We start from the raw sequence: 15,851 nt of genomic DNA, 5'->3' as shown, positions 1-15,851 counted from the left end.
ATGACCGAAATGGTCATCCTCTTTTACTCTTCATTCTCCACAATATGTTTAAGCATGGACAATTTATTATCCCAAAATCGTTCATAGTATGAGAGCCACTGCTGTAATTCTTCTAATGGTTCTGGATGCAAACGATATATCTTCTCTCTTCCACTCTTTCTTCCACTCACTAAATTCGCTTCCGAAAGAATATGAAGGTGCTTTACAACTGCAGTACGGCTCATCGGAAAATGATCCGTTATTTTGGAAATCGGTAACTCTTTATCACTTAATAACCGTATTACTTCTCGGCGGGTTGGATCAGCAATTGCTTGAAATACATCATATTTCGCTGCTGACGAAGACATTTAACCTTCAACAACCTTTTTCAGTTTTTCATTTACAATCGCTACCCAGCCGCCATTCATTCTATCGCGAATAATAGAGCTCTTCGCATTCGCTTTCGGAAGAATTTCATCAGGATGTTTCCAGCCGCCATGAATTAACGTAAATTCTGTTTTATTATCTCCTAGGTCTTTCAAATTAAATGAAACAACCCAGCCATCTGTGTCCCATGAGAAAGATAAATGGTTCGGTTCATCAATTTCTAACACTTTACATGGTGATGGTCCAAATGGTGATTGCACATGAAACTCATGTCCTACCTCTAATTCGAAATCATTTGGCATAAACCATGACGCAATTCCTTCTGCAGTTGATACTACATTCCATACTTTTTGAATAGACGCGTTAAAAACGATTGTTTGTTTAATATCATTTAATGTATTTTGTTGTTCCATTGTAAATTCTCCTTTATTCGGCAAAAAATAACACCTTTTAGTTTCATTTTTGATAATATAACACCATTTGGTTATACGTCAAGAGAGACCATGTTCACTGTTGAGAAATTCTCAACATTTTTTCAACAGGACAAACACTCTCTCAGCATTCCCTCATAATATACTCACAAAGGCAATAAAAAATAAAAACTTCTCTCAACATGAAACTCCATCATTCATATTGAAAGAAGCGCCTTACTTATATCATGCGTACTGTGCCTCTCCTCCTTCCCTCAGGGACAATACGTGAGATATGAAAAATCAGAAGGAATATGCCCACCATTTGAGTAGGTAGTTATTTCTCTTCTCCTCAACATTTCCTTAGGAGCGAAATGACTACCGACTCACTTTTTTAAACAAAAATAAAAAGGGGATGTAAGCTATGTTCTATTGCATTAATTGTTCTGAAATTCACCATGAAAAACATCCGAATGATAAAGTATTCAAAAACGGTTTTTATATTGATCCATTTTTAGGTGATCGTTATCACCTCGGTATGTGCACTGATGCTCAGGAGCATGAAACAGGAGAAATTCTTTTAACAGCAAAGAAAACAGGCGCAACACAATCTATTATGAATATTTTACCGACACATGTTGTCCCAACATAAAGCATAAAAAAGAGCTGGCTCCCCAGCTCTTTTTTATGCTTTATAAACAATCATCGCTGAAAAACAATAAATTTGATTTTCATCATCATTAATCGAAACACCAACTTGATACTTTATATCTACAAAATTTCCATCATCAATTTTTTTCAAAAATACATTTACTGCATCTTCTAAGTCTTTTTCATGACTTTCATCAAATACTTTCACACGAATCATGTTAACACCATCCTAGATCGCAGCCCTCCGCCGCTTGATTATTGCCACGGTGCGTATCTATGATGCGATAAAACTTTCCTTCTTCGTATATATATCCGTCTTCTAACACATATTGTTTACCTTCAGTATAGACATAAAACTTACCTATCATAAATTTACTCGTATATAATTCCAAATAATTTGGTCTAAATTTAGCTACAACTTTATTTGTAATATCAATTTTAATTGTGCGCCCCACCTTCTCTCCCTCCTTTGCAAAGAACGGATTTAGGTATATTGTATTAGCGATTTTACATTTTATGCTTAAAAATAAGTGGATATGCCCTTTTTCTTCGCCTGTACTATTTTTCTAAAAAAATCTCCTCTTTTCTTTTCACATATAAGGGCAAAAAAACATCTAAAAAAAACGACTTTTATATATTGACTACAGTATATCAGATATGATATTATATAAAATTTGACATTTTTATATAAATGTGTTATCATTAAAGATGGTTACCACATATGGAGGTGGATGATTTGTTTCAAATTGGTGATAAAATCGTTTATCCAATGCACGGTGCAGGAATCATCGAAGCAATTGAAGAGAAAGAAATATTAGGTACTACACGTCAATATTGTGTTATACGCATCATTAATAAAGATATGCAAGTAATGCTTCCGATGGATCAATTACAAAAATCAGGTATACGTTATATCGTTGATAAAGGTACGTTAGATGGTATACTTCTTGAATTTCATCATGGGGAATCAGACCCCTCACTTTCCTGGAAACAAAGATATACAATGAATATGGAAAAAATGAAGAACGGCAATCTTCAAGATAGTGCAGAAGTTGTTCGTGATTTACTTCGTCGCAATAAAGAAAGAGCATTAAACGCGAGCGAAAAACAAATGCTAGATAATGCGCGCAAAATGGTTATTAGCGAAGTTGCGCTCGTACAGAATGTTTCAGAACATCAAGCAACAGAATTTCTTCAAGATACAATCAATCATTAATTTTAAAAATAGCTGACCGCTATTTTTTTTTGCAAAAAAGGACAAAGAGATAAAGCTCTTTGTCCTTTTCATATTATCCACGCCCAGCTTGAAACGATGGGTATAAAGTCATTCCACCATCTGCAAATAACGTAATTCCAGTTACGTAACTTGCCTCTGATGAAGCGAGCCAAGTTGCTACTGCTGCGATTTCTTCAGGTTTTCCAATGTAGCCCATTGGTATCATACTTTCTACGTCAGCACGTTGCTTTGGATCAGCAAACTTTTCGGCATTAATCGGCGTATTAATTGCACCTGGTCCAATATTATTTACTCGAATACCTTTTGGCGCATATTCTAACGCTAACGTTTCTGTCATAAGTTTAATACCGCCCTTACTTGCTGCATAGTGCACGAATAGTGGCCACGGAATTTTCTCATGAACACTAGACATATTAATGACAGATCCTTTAATGTCGTGTTCCACAAAATATTTAATCGCTTCACGACTTCCTAAAAAAGCGCCTGTTAAATTTGTATTGATTACTTTATTCCAATCTTCTAACGGCATTTCATGCGACGGTACCGCGTTTTCTATCCCTGCATTATTAATCATAACGTCGAGCGTACCAAACTCTTTCACAGCAGATTGAATGAGATTCACAACATCTGCCTCTGCCGTCACATCACCTTTTACAGCAATCGCTTCTCCGCCTACTCTTTTAATTTCTTCTAACACATCATTCGCTTCTGACTCTCGTGAGCGATAGTTAATAACCACTTTCGCTTTCTCCTTAGCAAATCGTACTCCCATCGCTCTACCTAAACCAGTTGCTGATCCTGTAATAACGACGACTTTCCCTTCTAAATCACTATACATTTCAATGCCTCCTTATCCTTTTGCAACCCCTAACATAATTCCGGCTGCGATAATAAAAACGATACCAACAACGATACCTGTTAATTGACGTTTCGTTTTCTTTTCACCTAATATAAGAATCCCGCCAAGCGTCGAAATAATAATTCCCATTTGTGATAGTGAAAAGCTTGTTGCAACCCCGACACGCGGCTGTGAAATAAATAAAAACATATTTCCAGCTGCCCAAATTAATCCTGGAATAATATTTCGTATCGCATATTTATTAAATGGATGATGTTTAAAGGTAAGTAAAATGCCTCCTAACACCATACCAACTGCTTGTGGTAATAAAGCCGACCAACCATCTACGTTAAATAGCCTAATAACTACTACGTAAACTAAATAACCGACTGTTGAAATTAATAAAATTATGATGCCCCTTTTAAAATTTGCTGCTTGCTCTGCATTCTTTTCTTCTTCACTTTGAAGTGATGTTAAAATAACACCGATAATAATACAAACGAGCGCCAAAACTCCAAGGACGACTGATATTGTCGTGGACCACTCATGAAATACGATGACTCCAAATAAAGTCGTCGCAACTAATTGAAGTCCTGTTGAAATTGGCATCGTCCTCGAAACACCCATTAAATCAATACTTTTTAATTGATTCGCCTGACCAAGTGCCCAAAATAAACCTGATACAATTCCAACTCCAATAACAGTAGGAGTTAATACTGGCTTCACAAAAATATAAACAACAACCGAGAAAATAAGTGCACCAAATGTTGTACCGAGCGTTTGACTATACGGTCCTCCGCCGAGTTTCACGTTAAATAGCACAATACTCCCCCAAAATATAGCTGGTAAAATCGCTAAAAGTATATCCATTGCTCATTACCTTTCTTTACTAAATATCATCAGTTATCGCTCTACACCATTAGAGTGTGCTTTCATTTTTTCCTTCGCTCGTGCGCAAACCTTTTCTGCAATCTCACTAGACACATTTTTTTCTCGCTCTACTTTCTTTATCTTTATGTGGTCTAAATTGTCTTCCAAAGTAAGTGTAACTTTGTCATTCGGCGGATTATGTGCACCTTGAAATGTAAGAAATTGTAGAGTTACTTCAAATCTAGGAACAAACTCATCTTTCTTACCTAGACGCTTTATATTTATAACTGAATCACATTCATATTGATCTTCTGTCGCTTGCCTTATAACTGAATAGTACCTATTAAGTAACGCACTCTCTAAAAGCTGTTCCTTCGACTCTTTCGCCCAAGAATAGCTTGGAGAAAAGAAAAAGATAGAACATATCATCGTCATCATTACACATATTTTTTTCATAATGCCCTCCTTGTTCTATAAATTAGTGTTCTCAAAACGCCCATAAAAAAAACGACTTCCCCTATTCAGGAAAGTCGTTTTAATAAATCCAATATTAACCACCGCTCACTGGTGGTATGAGTGCAACTACATCACCAGATTGTATCGTATCATCTTCATTTGCATATTCTTCATTAATCGCAACCATAATTGGTGCTGATACTGGTACATTATATTCCTTCGCGACAATATCTTTTAACTCTGCAACCGTAATATTTTCTTTCTCTATTTGTAATTCACTTGTTCCTGCTTCTTCTTGCAAGTTCGCAAATAACAATACTCGAATCATATTTATAGCTCCTTCCCAGGCTCTCCTGCTGGATATGGTGTCTTTTCTAATTGATCACCAATCCATGAGTCGCCATCTTCCCAAAACTCCTTTTTCCAAATCGGAACAATTTGCTTAATACGCTCCATAATATATTCATTTGCTTCATAGGCCTCTTTACGATGCGGCGTTGATACAGCAACAACAACCGCTATATCAGAAATTTGCAACGTGCCAATGCGATGTGTAATCGCAACATGTGTACCAGGCCATTTCTCCTTCACTTCTGTGCCGATTTTCTGTAGCATCTTTTCTGCCATCGACTTATAAGCAACATACTCTAAGTATAATGTACGACGCCCTTTCGTAAACTCCCTAACCGTTCCAATAAATGTTGTAACAGCACCGCATTCACGTCGAATTACTTTCTTTGCCACCTCTTCAATCGAGATTTCTGTATCAATTACTTCATAATACGTATTTATCATTTTGCACTCCTAACCGTTTGTAAAAACCAGTCTACATACAATTTTTCTTCTGTTATATGAAATACTTTATAGTCTTCTCTTAAATTTGACAGGACATTATCCCACGTAATAATTGCTACTACGTTTTCTACCTTATGTAAAAGTTCAATGTCTTCCGCAGAACGAAGTAACACTACTTTTGGATATTTCTCAGCTTTATAGCCCTCTATTAAAATCATATCCACTTCAAAAAATTCGTACAAGCGGATAATTTCTTGCAAGGACCATTCATCTCGTAATGAAGACAGAGATAGTAATCCAGCGCCTTCTACACTACTTACGACAGCACCAGCTTTTCGGTGCCTTTCACTATCTTTTTGCGCTACTTCAGGAAAACCACCATGACCATGATGCTTAATTGTAGCAACTTTCATTTCGCTTTCGGCTAATGCATGCACAATTTTCTCTACAAGTGTTGTTTTCCCGCTATTTTGATACCCTACTATTTGTAAGATTGAAGAGGCGTTGCCCATGGCCAATCACATCCCTCAGAGTGTTCTAACAATAATACAGATACTTTCATCCCTGCTTCAAATCCCCTCGTTCCTCCGGGCAATACGATAAAAGCATTCGCATCTGCAAGTGAAGATACCGCACTCGATTTATCTAAACCGACCGGCGTCACTTGTAGTGCCCCATTAACAATGCTCGCTTTCGCTCTTACAAAACGAGTAAACGGATTTGGTTTCGGAAAATCTTTTTGCAAAATAGCGTCTGCCCTATATACGTGAGGTTCCTTCACATACAAATACGTTTTTATAATTGGATGCACAAATAATTCAAAGCCTACATAACAAGCTGACGGATTCCCTGATAAACCGAAAAGTAACTTTCCATCAACTTCAGCTACCGTCGTTACACTTCCTGGTCTCATCGCTATTTTATTAAAAAGTACATTCGCCTGTAATCTTTCATAAATAGCCGGTAAATAATCATAATCTCCTACCGACACACCGCCTGTTGTAATTAAAATATCAACTTCATCCACCGCTGATTGAACAGCTGTAAAACATGCATCTAACTCATCGGCAAGTTGGCCATAATAACGAACTTTCCCGCCGGCTTTCATAATTTGAGCTGCAATCATATAAGAGTTACTATTTCTAATTTTGCCTGGCTCTAGCGGCTCATGCACTTCTAGTAATTCGCTTCCTGTCGTTACAATACCAACAACAGGCTGTTTTACAACTTTCACAGTGCTATATCCAAACGTCGCTAACAGTGCGGCAACACCTGGATTGATTACAATACCTTTGTTAACAAGGACTTGATTTTGTTTTATATCTTCTCCTTTAAATGACACATTGTCACCATTTTGGAAAGAGCGTTTCAACTTCATATATGTACTTTCGTTCTTCTCGAATCCTTCCGTCAACTCTAGCATTACGACTGCATTGCAATCTTCTGGAATAGCTGCTCCTGTCATAATACGAACCGCCTGAAAAGCTCCTACTTCTTCTAAAAAAACAGAACCTGCTCCGATTTCTCCTATTACTTCAAATTCAACCGGATGCTCTTGACTCGCTTCCTTCGTATCTTCTGCTCGAATTGCGAAACCGTCGTAAGGAGAACGATCAAAGTGAGGAACGTCGTGATCTGAGACAACATCCTCCCCAAGAATCCTCCCATAACTTTCTGTAATAAAAACTTCTTCTACTTCACCATGCTTAGCGTATTTCATAACCCGCTCTACTGCCTCAACAACTTGAATCGGGATTCGTTTTTCTACCATTGTTTCTCACCTCATATTTGCAAAATATCTAATCTCGATTACACTTTATATATTAAATCGTAATTACTTCAAGGAGGAATTCCATGTCTTCATTCACACATTTCAATGACCAAGGGCGCGCTAAAATGGTTGATATAAGCGACAAAAAAGTAACCGTTCGAACAGCAATTGCATGCTCTAGCATTCTCGTTACGAAAGAAATTTTTGACAAAATCTCTCACAATGAAATTGGTAAAGGTGATGTATTGGCTGTTGCACAAATTGCAGGCATTATGGCTGCAAAACGCACTTCTGATATTATCCCAATGTGCCATCCTTTATTGTTAAAAGGTGTTGATGTTTCTTTCGATTGGAAACAGTCAGAAGAACAATATCGACTACTTATTGAAGTAAAAGTTAAAACAGAAGGTAGTACCGGCGTTGAAATGGAAGCTTTAACAGCTGCTTCCGCTACCGCTCTTACCGTGTACGATATGTGTAAAGCTGTTGATAAAAGCATGATTATTGGCGAAACGTACTTACTTGAAAAAACAGGCGGAAAAAATGGAGATTATATTAGAAATTCTTAATACTATCTTTTCCCTCTGAACCTAAAGGACTCTCCTTTAGGTTCACCCTATATATCTTGCATATAGGCGTTTCGCCACATTCATATCATTCGTCCCATGAATAAACGCTCTACCATCTGTAAATAAAACAAAACGATATTTTTCCACCGGAAATGATAATAAATAAGGCGTTTCCTTTACATCCACACTTTTTTGTAAGCGCTTTTTAATTTCTTCTAAATTAAACCCCTGTCGCACACCTGGACGGATTTGAACTGTATTTCGTCCACATAATACTTCTGTTTTCGTTTGTGCTTCAAATGTTAAGCTCGGATATGTACGTAGCTTTCCACAAGATAAACATGTATCCTTTTTCTGTCTATTCACTTTAAATGCCATCTGTTGATTATTCCAAAGATCAAATGATAGCATCGTTTCACGAAGTGCCTCAAAATCTTCTACTAATATTTTTAAAGCTTCCGTTATTTGATGCGCAACTACTAATTGCACTGCTGGTTGTATAATACCCGCCGTATCACATGTCGCTCCGCTCGCTGGATGTTCCATTAAACATCGAAAACATGGCGTTTTTCCAGGCAAGATTGTATAAGTTACTCCGTAGCTTCCAACGCACCCTCCGTATATCCACGGAACGTTATACATCTGGGATATATCATTAATAAGAAGACGCGTTTCAAAATTATCCGTCGCATCTAATATTAAATCTACACCTTTAATTAACTCTTCCATTTCTTGAACCGTTACATCGGTTACAACCGGTACAATTTCTACTTCAGAATTAATAGCTTTTAAATGTTCTGCTGCCGCTATCGCTTTCGGCTTATAATGTTTCGCATCTTCCTCTGTATATAATTGTTGCCTTTGTAAATTGCTCCATTCTACATAATCACGATCCGCAATCGTTATTTTACCAACACCTGCTCTAACAATTGCTTCTGCATTTGCTGCCCCGAGAGCACCAGCGCCGATAATAAGCACATGCTTCCCTCTTATTTTTCGCTGTCCTTCTTCTCCAACACCAGAAAATAATATTTGTCTTGAATATCGCTCCTGCATACAATAGCCTCCCTTCTTATCCTCCTATATAAGACATTTCAATTTTCGGACGATTCTTTGCACTTTCTTCTGTCCGTTCATCCGAATACCTATCTTTTCTATTCACCCACACATCTTGTATAACGCTTAATAACTCATCATCCGAAAGATTTCCTCTAAGAAGTTTCCTTACATCCAATCCTTCTGTCGCAAATAAGCAAGTATAAAACTTTCCATCTGCTGAAATTCTCGCTCTCGTACAAGAGGAACAAAATGACTCAGAAACAGAAGTAATAAAACCGACTTCAACATTTGTTCCAACGTACCGATATCGCTTCGCAACTTCACCGAAATAATGCGCTTCAGCTGGCTCAAGCGGATACACCCTATGAATCATCTCGATCAATTCTCGTTTTGTAACCACTTGGTCGAAATTCCATCCATTCGTACTACCAACATCCATAAACTCAATAAATCTAAGCGGGATTCCTTGCTCTTTAAAATACGCAGCCATTGGAAGTACTTGATGATCGTTCATCCCTTTTTTCACAACCATATTTACCTTTACTTCCAGCCCCGCCTCTTTCGCTGCTTTAATTCCCTTAATCACAGGTTTCGTATTAATATTTCGACCATTAATGTTCCTAAATATATCGTCATCTATTGCATCTAAACTAACATTTACTCTATGTAATCCAGCTTCTTTTAATGCCTTTGCTTGTTTCGTTAAATGAATAGCATTTGTCGTTAATCCTATATCTACTAATCCATTAATTTTCACAAGACGTGCAATAAGTTTTGTTAAATCTTTACGAAGCAGTGGTTCGCCACCAGTAATTCTAATTTTTCGTACACCGATGCTAACAAACACTTTTGCCAAACGCTCAATTTCATCAAACGTTAGTAAAAACTCATCTTTCAAAAAAGCATAATCAGGCCCAAATACTTCCGCTGGCATACAATATGTACATCTAAAATTGCAACGATCAATGACAGATATGCGTAAATCTTGAAGTGGGCGTCCAAAAAAATCTTTAACCTTCTCCTGCATCGACACCCTCCCTTTCTGCCAAATTTCTTTCTTTTCATTCTATTATAATATATTTTCGAACTGCGATGTTTTCGCTAAGGTGAATAAAGTGAAACTTTAAACAATAGGAGGTTATCAATTCCCCTCTGATTAGCAAAGATGACTCTCAAATACTGGGATAAAAAAACCTTGAAACATAAAAGTTCCAAGGTTTTCTACTTATTAACTTAATCTAATAATAGTTAGAGTAGCTCCTGGCGTTGTTGTAGATAATGTAGCTATTGCAACTAATCCAAATAGTTGCAAACTAACAGCAGCTCCAGCAGGCAAGTTAGCAATTATTGGTGCACTAAATGAACCAGTAGCCACTGTCGGGGAGTTTATCGTTCCCGCAAGCGGACTGCCATTTACAGTTATACGAGAACTTACAAGTAATCCTGCCGTTAGATTAATTGTATAGGCTATATAATAATTCCCTGCATTCGCAACTGTAAATACAGTATTTCCACCACTAACGGTTATTCCTGGTCCAATATTTTGATTGTTTGGTAATGGGATATTCGTACCGCCTAATAACACGGAAATAGCGGTTCCTGATGTATTATTCGCAAATGCATACGTTGCAGTTGTACTAACTCCAGTCACCCCGGTCGCTCCTGTTGTTCCGGTTGCTCCAGCTCCTGTTGGACCCGTGTCCCCGGTTGGACCTTGTGAACCGGTTGCTCCAGTGGCACCCGTTGGACCTTGGATTCCTTGTAGCCCTGTTGCTCCCGTGACTCCCGTTGGACCTTGAATTCCTTGTGGGCCTTGAATTCCTTGTAGCCCTGTTGCTCCTGTGACTCCCGTTGGACCTTGAATTCCTTGGGGGCCTTGTGAACCGGTCGCTCCCGTGTCCCCGGTTGGGCCTTGTGGACCTTGTAAGCCTTGCACTCCTTGAGGACCGGTTGGACCTATTTCCCCTTGCACTCCTTGAATGCCAGTTGGGCCTTGCGGACCGGTCGGACCTTGGATTCCTTGTATCCCTTGAATTCCCTGCGGTCCCTGTGCTCCGGTTGCTCCCGTTGCTCCTTGTATCCCTTGTGGCCTTGTGCTCCTTGAATTCCTTGGGGACCGGTTGGGCCTTGAATTCCTTGCGGGCCTTGAATTCCTTGCGGACCTTGATCTCCCGTTGCTCCCGTTATACCTTGGATACCTTGTGGACCTTGAACACCTTGCGGACCGGTTGGGCCTATGTCTCCTTGTACTCCTTGGATTCCTTGTGGACCCTGCAGCCCTGTTCCTCCGGTTGTACCAGTTTCTCCCGTTGCTCCGGTCACACCTGTCGCCCCTGTTGCTCCCGTATCTCCTACTCCTCCCGTTACACCTGTCGCTCCTGTCGGACCAGGTGGTCCACCGGATGGACCTGTCACTCCCGTCGGACCTGTTACACCTGTTGGGCCAGTCGGTCCGGCTGGTCCTCCTGATGGACCTGTTACACCTGTTGGACCAGTTACTCCAGTTGCTCCTGTAGTCCCTTCCCCTGTCACCCCTGTCGTACCCGTATCTCCAGTTACTCCTGTCGGCCCTTGGATTCCTTGAATTCCTTGAGGACCTTGCACTCCTTGTGCACCCGTTGGTCCTTGTATTCCTTGGATTCCTTGCACTCCCTGTGGCCCCATCGGACCTGTTGGACCAATTGCTCCTTGAGCACCTTGCACTCCTTGCGGGCCCTCTGGACCTGTTGCTCCTATATTCCCTTGAACACCTTGAACTCCAGTTGCTCCTTGTGCTCCGGTTGCCCCTGTTACACCTTGAATCCCTTGTATTCCCTGAATTCCTTGTGGACCTTCTGGACCTGTTACTCCTATTGGCCCTTGTATTCCTTGGATTCCTTGTGAGCCCTCTGGACCTGTTGCTCCAGCTGGCCCTGGCACTCCTTGGATTCCTTGCGGACCCTGAAGTCCTTCTGGGCCTTCTGGTCCTGTTGGTCCTATATCTCCCATCGGGCCTTGAATTCCTTGAACTCCTTGTGGTCCCGTTTCTCCCGTTGGACCCGGTACTCCTTGTATACCTTGTGGACCTTGATCTCCGGTTGCTCCTGTTATACCTTGAGGTCCTATAGCTCCCTGTATACCTTGTGGACCTTGATCTCCGGTTGCTCCCGTTATTCCTTGAATCCCCTGAACACCTTGGATCCCTTGCTCACCAGTTACTCCCGTCGGACCAAGAATACCTTGAATTCCCTGTGGCCCCTCTGGACCTGTTGGGCCAATTGGCCCTTGGATACCTTGAATTCCTTGTAAGCCCTGTGCTCCTGTACTTCCAGTCGGACCTGTATTTCCCGTTGCTCCAGTTCCCCCTGTACTTCCTGTTGCCCCTGTATTTCCGGTTGCTCCCGTCGCACCTGTACTTCCACTCGGTCCACCCCCCGGACCTGTCGCACCAGTTGGCCCCGTCGGACCAGGAGGTCCTCCAGAAGGTCCCGTTCCCCCTGTTGGACCTGTTATTCCTGTCGATCCGGTTACCCCCTGACCAGTCGCTCCTGTTGCTCCTGTATTTCCACTTGGTCCTTGTGGGCCTTGTATCCCTTGAGGTCCTTGTATTCCTTGTGAACCAGTTGCACCCGGTACCCCTTGCACTCCTTGAATTCCTTGAGGTCCCTCTGGCCCAATAGCTCCAATCGGCCCCTGCAATCCCTGTATCCCCTGTAGCCTTGTACCCCAGTCGCTCCGGTTGGACCAATTGGACCTTGTAACCCTTGCACTCCTTGAGGTCCTGTCGCTCCACTTTCTCCCTGTGGTCCCCTTAATCCTTGTGGTCCCTGCTGTCCTTCTGGTCCTGTTGCACCCATTTGTCCAGCTGATCCTTGAATCCCTTGCACTCCTTGAGGTCCTGTCGTGCCCATCTCCCCCATCGGACCTTGAAATCCCCTTGGTCCTTGTGGGCCTGTCGGGCCTTGTGGACCGGTTGGACCAGTAATCCCAATGCCAGTAAATCCCGTTGGAACGGGAGGAAAGGTAGGTCCAATAAGATTTGGTGAAACTCTGAAATTAGAGTTTAATGAATTTTGTCTATCGCGCTCTTTCACACTTTCACCACCTACACACCATCTTTTTTACTTTAAACAAACCTCTTCTTAATATGTATTTACAAAAACAATCTCAAAGACTATTTTTATTTTAAATAATAAAAACTCCCTTAATTTCTTAAGGGAGTCCAGCTACTGAATCCATATTATCTGTATTCGGGACAGCTTGCGATATACTCGACACATTTGCACCTTGCCCCATATTTGTTCCCGTTACAGTACCAGCAGGAGTTCCTCGTGTATATGTTGTCGTCACCGAATCTCCCGGCTGTAAACAAAGCTTCGTCTCCGTCCCTATTACTGTAACAACGTCAATCCAAGTGCACCCCATTGAACCACTATACGATTTCGAAGCAGTAAATGAAGTATCCCTCAAATTATCCCCTGTAAATATATTCCCGGTATTATTAACGATAATAAATTCTTTAATACGTGCAGGCATACTTACACTCTACCTTTCCTTTATGCACCTAATGTACGTGTACTCGTCGCTAATGGCGGAAGAAACACTGATGTTCTAATCACAGCTTCTGGCTGTCGTTTCCCATTAAAAAAAACAGCCGCACTCGATCCTCCAGCACCAGCATATATTTTTGCCACAGCTAAAGGTGAGATATCATAACAGTCACCGACATTAACTGCTCCTGTATTATTTATAATTTTTACTTTACGCATGTTAATCCCCATTTACCTATCCCCCTTTTATACACTGTATGCAAAAGAAAAAAACTTGAAACAAACACGTTTCAAGTTTTTTCAACTACTTATTTAGTTTCCCCTTCATATTGAAGCATACCGCCAACCATGTTCACTGTTTTAAATCCTTGTTCATTTAAATAATGGCATACATTTTCACTGCGCATTCCCGAACGACAAATAAAGATATATTCATTCTCTTTCTCAAAGAAATCTACTTTATTTGGAATATCACCCATTTTAATATGTACAGCTTCTGGAATTTTCCCTGCCGCTACTTCTTCATCTTCCCTTACGTCTACTAAAAATAACGTTTCTCCATTTTCTAAACGCTCTTGCACTTCTTCTGTAGTAATTGTTTTAACTTCTGTCATATGTCGTTCCTCCTTATATACAATAAACCCTTTAGTTTCTTCTTTAAACAACCATTTCTAATCAATTTTAGCATGCGAAAGAAAGAACGCAAAGAACCGAGAATTTTTTTCTCAATTTTCTCGCAAAACTTATTCTTTACAAACATAACTCGTGCATTGTATCCTCAATATACTTGTTTTATGAAAGGAGCCAGTTAAAATGACACTTTTTCTTTTCATTATGGGTATCATTTTCTTAATTTCTGCGGTCATTGCTCTTAGTATGAAAAATAATAAAAAGATAAAATCCCCTCAAGAAATGTCATTCTTATTTCTATTACTTAGTATAGCTTTCTTTGGTTTATCAATCGCTTCATATATTTTCCGTCTGCAAATTATGTAAAAAAGGTGCCTATTATAAACAATGCACCTTTTCCACATTAATTATTTTCTACACAAAACTAGCTACTTTCCGATTTAAAAACTCATACACTTTCTTTTCAAATAAATGAACATCTAACGCTCCTGCCATATGCCCATTTATACTTTCTATTTCATATACTTCTGCGTACTTCCCCTGCTTTTGCAAAACATCTACCATTCTATAATTGTAACGAGATGGTTGAAGTAAATCTTGTTTGCATGGAATCATGAGTACATTCGCTTCAATCTTAGAAAGAGCCTCTTCTAAGGAAGAAAAACCATGTGCAATATCATGTAATAAGACTGCTTTCGCAGTGTACATCCATGAATTTGCATCTACTAAATCTATACTTTTACATGTCACTTTATTTATCTCTTTCTCAAATGATGTTAATACAGAAAATTGTTGATAAGGTTCCATTTCTATACTGTTCCGCGGGAATGCTGTTTCATAAAAATGTTCATCAAATGCATTCATAAACATCATTTTATTCGCTAAATGAAGCCCCTTCATTGGTTGCGCCTCTCCGTACTTTCCGCCTTTCCAATCTGGATCAAGCTGAATTGCTTCGATCGCATTTTGCGCTACATTTCCCGACGTTATAATTGGATTTTGCGGATTCGTAATAACTCCAATCATTCGTTCTACCATATGAGGATAGTGAACAGCCCATTGCTGCGCAATCATCCCACCTGCCGATGGCCCCATTACCGCATGTAACTTAGCAATCCCCATATCTTTTATTAACTCATATTGCATCCGTGCTACATCTAAAAATGTGAAAACTGGAAAATCCATCGCATACTCAAAACCAGTCATCGGATTTATCGATTTTGGTCCCGTTGTAATCACATATGGGTTCTTCACTTGTACATTACAAAGGTTATCAGTACATATAATGAAATATTTATTTGTATCAATTGCTTTCCCAGGTCCAATTAATCCATCCCACCAACCAGCCCCCTCATCATGCACTGTATATTTTCCTGCCGCATGACTTGTTGCACTAAAATAGTGACAAACCAAAATCGTATTTGATCTTTCTCTATTTAAAGTACCATACGTTTCATACCCCATTTGAACAGGAATCTCTCTACCATTTTCAAACACAAACTCTTTTAAAACAAACTTCTCCTTTTTTACAATTTGCACAGACTCGCCTTCTTCCCGTCATATTATGAACTGCTTACTAAAGGATTTTTTACTATGTAAACCAATCTCCTCCTTCTTTTCATAAATAAATGAATAATATACAAAATTAGCCACAAAATAGCACTATATTA

At 39.7% G+C, this 15,851-nt stretch carries 21 protein-coding genes and 1 pseudogene; 4 read left to right on the top strand and 18 right to left on the bottom strand.

Annotated features, from left to right (window positions below):
- Positions 1-23: 23 nt before the first annotated feature.
- Both CDB3_RS27075 and CDB3_RS27070 read right to left on the bottom strand, forming a co-directional pair.
- Positions 24-347, bottom strand: a complete 324-nt coding sequence (locus CDB3_RS27075; RefSeq protein WP_000098837.1) for an ArsR/SmtB family transcription factor — start codon at positions 345-347, stop codon at positions 24-26.
- The gene (locus CDB3_RS27070) at positions 348-779 is read right to left on the bottom strand and encodes an SRPBCC family protein (protein WP_000437759.1); all 432 of its coding nucleotides are present in this window, start codon (positions 777-779) and stop codon (positions 348-350) included.
- Positions 780-1,200: 421 nt separating this feature from the next.
- Here CDB3_RS27070 and CDB3_RS27060 point away from each other — a divergent pair, with 421 nt between their 5' ends.
- The gene (locus CDB3_RS27060; protein ID WP_000498999.1) at positions 1,201-1,428 is read left to right on the top strand and encodes a DUF3973 domain-containing protein; all 228 of its coding nucleotides are present in this window, start codon (positions 1,201-1,203) and stop codon (positions 1,426-1,428) included.
- A gap of 33 nt (positions 1,429-1,461) precedes the next feature.
- Here the strand turns inward: CDB3_RS27060 and CDB3_RS27055 are convergent, their stop codons facing one another.
- Both CDB3_RS27055 and CDB3_RS27050 read right to left on the bottom strand, forming a co-directional pair.
- On the bottom strand, positions 1,462-1,644 hold the full coding sequence (locus tag CDB3_RS27055; RefSeq protein WP_000621746.1) for a sporulation protein Cse60: 183 nt from the start codon (positions 1,642-1,644) through the stop codon (positions 1,462-1,464).
- A gap of 1 nt (position 1,645) precedes the next feature.
- Positions 1,646-1,882, bottom strand: a complete 237-nt coding sequence (locus tag CDB3_RS27050) for a DUF2553 family protein (protein WP_000533805.1) — start codon at positions 1,880-1,882, stop codon at positions 1,646-1,648.
- Positions 1,883-2,148: 266 nt separating this feature from the next.
- Here CDB3_RS27050 and CDB3_RS27045 point away from each other — a divergent pair, with 266 nt between their 5' ends.
- Positions 2,149-2,643, top strand: a complete 495-nt coding sequence (locus tag CDB3_RS27045) for a CarD family transcriptional regulator (protein WP_002077588.1) — start codon at positions 2,149-2,151, stop codon at positions 2,641-2,643.
- A 73-nt stretch (positions 2,644-2,716) separates the two neighbouring features.
- Here CDB3_RS27045 and CDB3_RS27040 read toward each other — a convergent pair whose 3' ends face one another.
- The 7 genes from CDB3_RS27040 to CDB3_RS27010 all read right to left on the bottom strand — a co-directional run bounded on the left by CDB3_RS27040 (position 2,717) and on the right by CDB3_RS27010 (position 7,394).
- Positions 2,717-3,502, bottom strand: coding sequence for a glucose 1-dehydrogenase (locus tag CDB3_RS27040; protein ID WP_128856606.1), 786 nt, complete (start codon positions 3,500-3,502; stop codon positions 2,717-2,719).
- Between the two features lie 12 nt (positions 3,503-3,514).
- Positions 3,515-4,372 carry a glucose uptake protein GlcU gene (gene glcU, locus CDB3_RS27035; protein ID WP_128856605.1) on the bottom strand — a complete coding sequence of 286 codons (858 nt, stop codon included), beginning with the start codon at positions 4,370-4,372 and terminating at the stop codon, positions 3,515-3,517.
- 33 nt (positions 4,373-4,405) lie between these two features.
- Entirely contained in the window at positions 4,406-4,828 is a 423-nt protein-coding gene (locus tag CDB3_RS27030) for a DUF3888 domain-containing protein (RefSeq protein ID WP_128856604.1), read from the bottom strand.
- Between the two features lie 94 nt (positions 4,829-4,922).
- Complete coding sequence (gene moaD, locus CDB3_RS27025; protein WP_000621795.1) at positions 4,923-5,156, bottom strand: molybdopterin converting factor subunit 1; 234 nt, start codon at positions 5,154-5,156, stop codon at positions 4,923-4,925.
- A 2-nt stretch (positions 5,157-5,158) separates the two neighbouring features.
- Positions 5,159-5,623 (bottom strand): molybdopterin synthase catalytic subunit MoaE, encoded by a 465-nt coding sequence (gene moaE / locus CDB3_RS27020; protein ID WP_097829025.1) that lies wholly within the window; start codon positions 5,621-5,623, stop codon positions 5,159-5,161.
- Entirely contained in the window at positions 5,620-6,141 is a 522-nt protein-coding gene (gene mobB, locus CDB3_RS27015; RefSeq protein ID WP_128856603.1) for a molybdopterin-guanine dinucleotide biosynthesis protein B, read from the bottom strand. The genes moaE and mobB overlap by 4 nt, the downstream gene beginning before the upstream one ends.
- Positions 6,105-7,394 carry a molybdopterin molybdotransferase MoeA gene (locus CDB3_RS27010; RefSeq protein WP_128856602.1) on the bottom strand — a complete coding sequence of 430 codons (1,290 nt, stop codon included), beginning with the start codon at positions 7,392-7,394 and terminating at the stop codon, positions 6,105-6,107. The genes mobB and CDB3_RS27010 overlap by 37 nt, the downstream gene beginning before the upstream one ends.
- A gap of 83 nt (positions 7,395-7,477) precedes the next feature.
- Here CDB3_RS27010 and moaC point away from each other — a divergent pair, with 83 nt between their 5' ends.
- Positions 7,478-7,963, top strand: a complete 486-nt coding sequence (gene moaC / locus CDB3_RS27005) for a cyclic pyranopterin monophosphate synthase MoaC (protein WP_128856601.1) — start codon at positions 7,478-7,480, stop codon at positions 7,961-7,963.
- 42 nt (positions 7,964-8,005) lie between these two features.
- On the opposite strand, the gene CDB3_RS27000 is transcribed toward moaC, so the two are convergent.
- The 6 genes and pseudogenes from CDB3_RS27000 to CDB3_RS26975 all read right to left on the bottom strand — a co-directional run bounded on the left by CDB3_RS27000 (position 8,006) and on the right by CDB3_RS26975 (position 14,165).
- On the bottom strand, positions 8,006-9,019 hold the full coding sequence (locus tag CDB3_RS27000) for a molybdopterin-synthase adenylyltransferase MoeB (RefSeq protein ID WP_128856600.1): 1,014 nt from the start codon (positions 9,017-9,019) through the stop codon (positions 8,006-8,008).
- Positions 9,020-9,035: 16 nt separating this feature from the next.
- Positions 9,036-10,049, bottom strand: coding sequence for a GTP 3',8-cyclase MoaA (moaA, locus tag CDB3_RS26995; protein ID WP_128856599.1), 1,014 nt, complete (start codon positions 10,047-10,049; stop codon positions 9,036-9,038).
- A 201-nt stretch (positions 10,050-10,250) separates the two neighbouring features.
- Positions 10,251-13,095, bottom strand: a pseudogene (locus tag CDB3_RS26990) (BclA-related collagen-like exosporium protein).
- 118 nt (positions 13,096-13,213) lie between these two features.
- Positions 13,214-13,537, bottom strand: coding sequence for a hypothetical protein (locus tag CDB3_RS26985; RefSeq protein WP_128856598.1), 324 nt, complete (start codon positions 13,535-13,537; stop codon positions 13,214-13,216).
- A 20-nt stretch (positions 13,538-13,557) separates the two neighbouring features.
- Positions 13,558-13,782 carry a spore germination protein gene (locus CDB3_RS26980; protein ID WP_128856597.1) on the bottom strand — a complete coding sequence of 75 codons (225 nt, stop codon included), beginning with the start codon at positions 13,780-13,782 and terminating at the stop codon, positions 13,558-13,560.
- A 77-nt stretch (positions 13,783-13,859) separates the two neighbouring features.
- Positions 13,860-14,165 carry a rhodanese-like domain-containing protein gene (locus tag CDB3_RS26975; protein WP_000141214.1) on the bottom strand — a complete coding sequence of 102 codons (306 nt, stop codon included), beginning with the start codon at positions 14,163-14,165 and terminating at the stop codon, positions 13,860-13,862.
- 199 nt (positions 14,166-14,364) lie between these two features.
- On the opposite strand from CDB3_RS26975, the gene CDB3_RS26970 reads away from it, so the two are divergent.
- Complete coding sequence (locus CDB3_RS26970; RefSeq protein WP_000171885.1) at positions 14,365-14,547, top strand: hypothetical protein; 183 nt, start codon at positions 14,365-14,367, stop codon at positions 14,545-14,547.
- A 48-nt stretch (positions 14,548-14,595) separates the two neighbouring features.
- Here CDB3_RS26970 and CDB3_RS26965 read toward each other — a convergent pair whose 3' ends face one another.
- Positions 14,596-15,720 carry a homoserine O-acetyltransferase family protein gene (locus tag CDB3_RS26965; RefSeq protein ID WP_128856596.1) on the bottom strand — a complete coding sequence of 375 codons (1,125 nt, stop codon included), beginning with the start codon at positions 15,718-15,720 and terminating at the stop codon, positions 14,596-14,598.
- Positions 15,721-15,851: the final 131 nt, after the last annotated feature.

The sequence above is a fragment of the Bacillus sp. CDB3 genome (assembly GCF_002081505.1).
Classification (GTDB): domain Bacteria; phylum Bacillota; class Bacilli; order Bacillales; family Bacillaceae_G; genus Bacillus_A; species Bacillus_A cereus_AT.
This window is presented reverse-complemented; position numbering and strand designations above follow the sequence as displayed.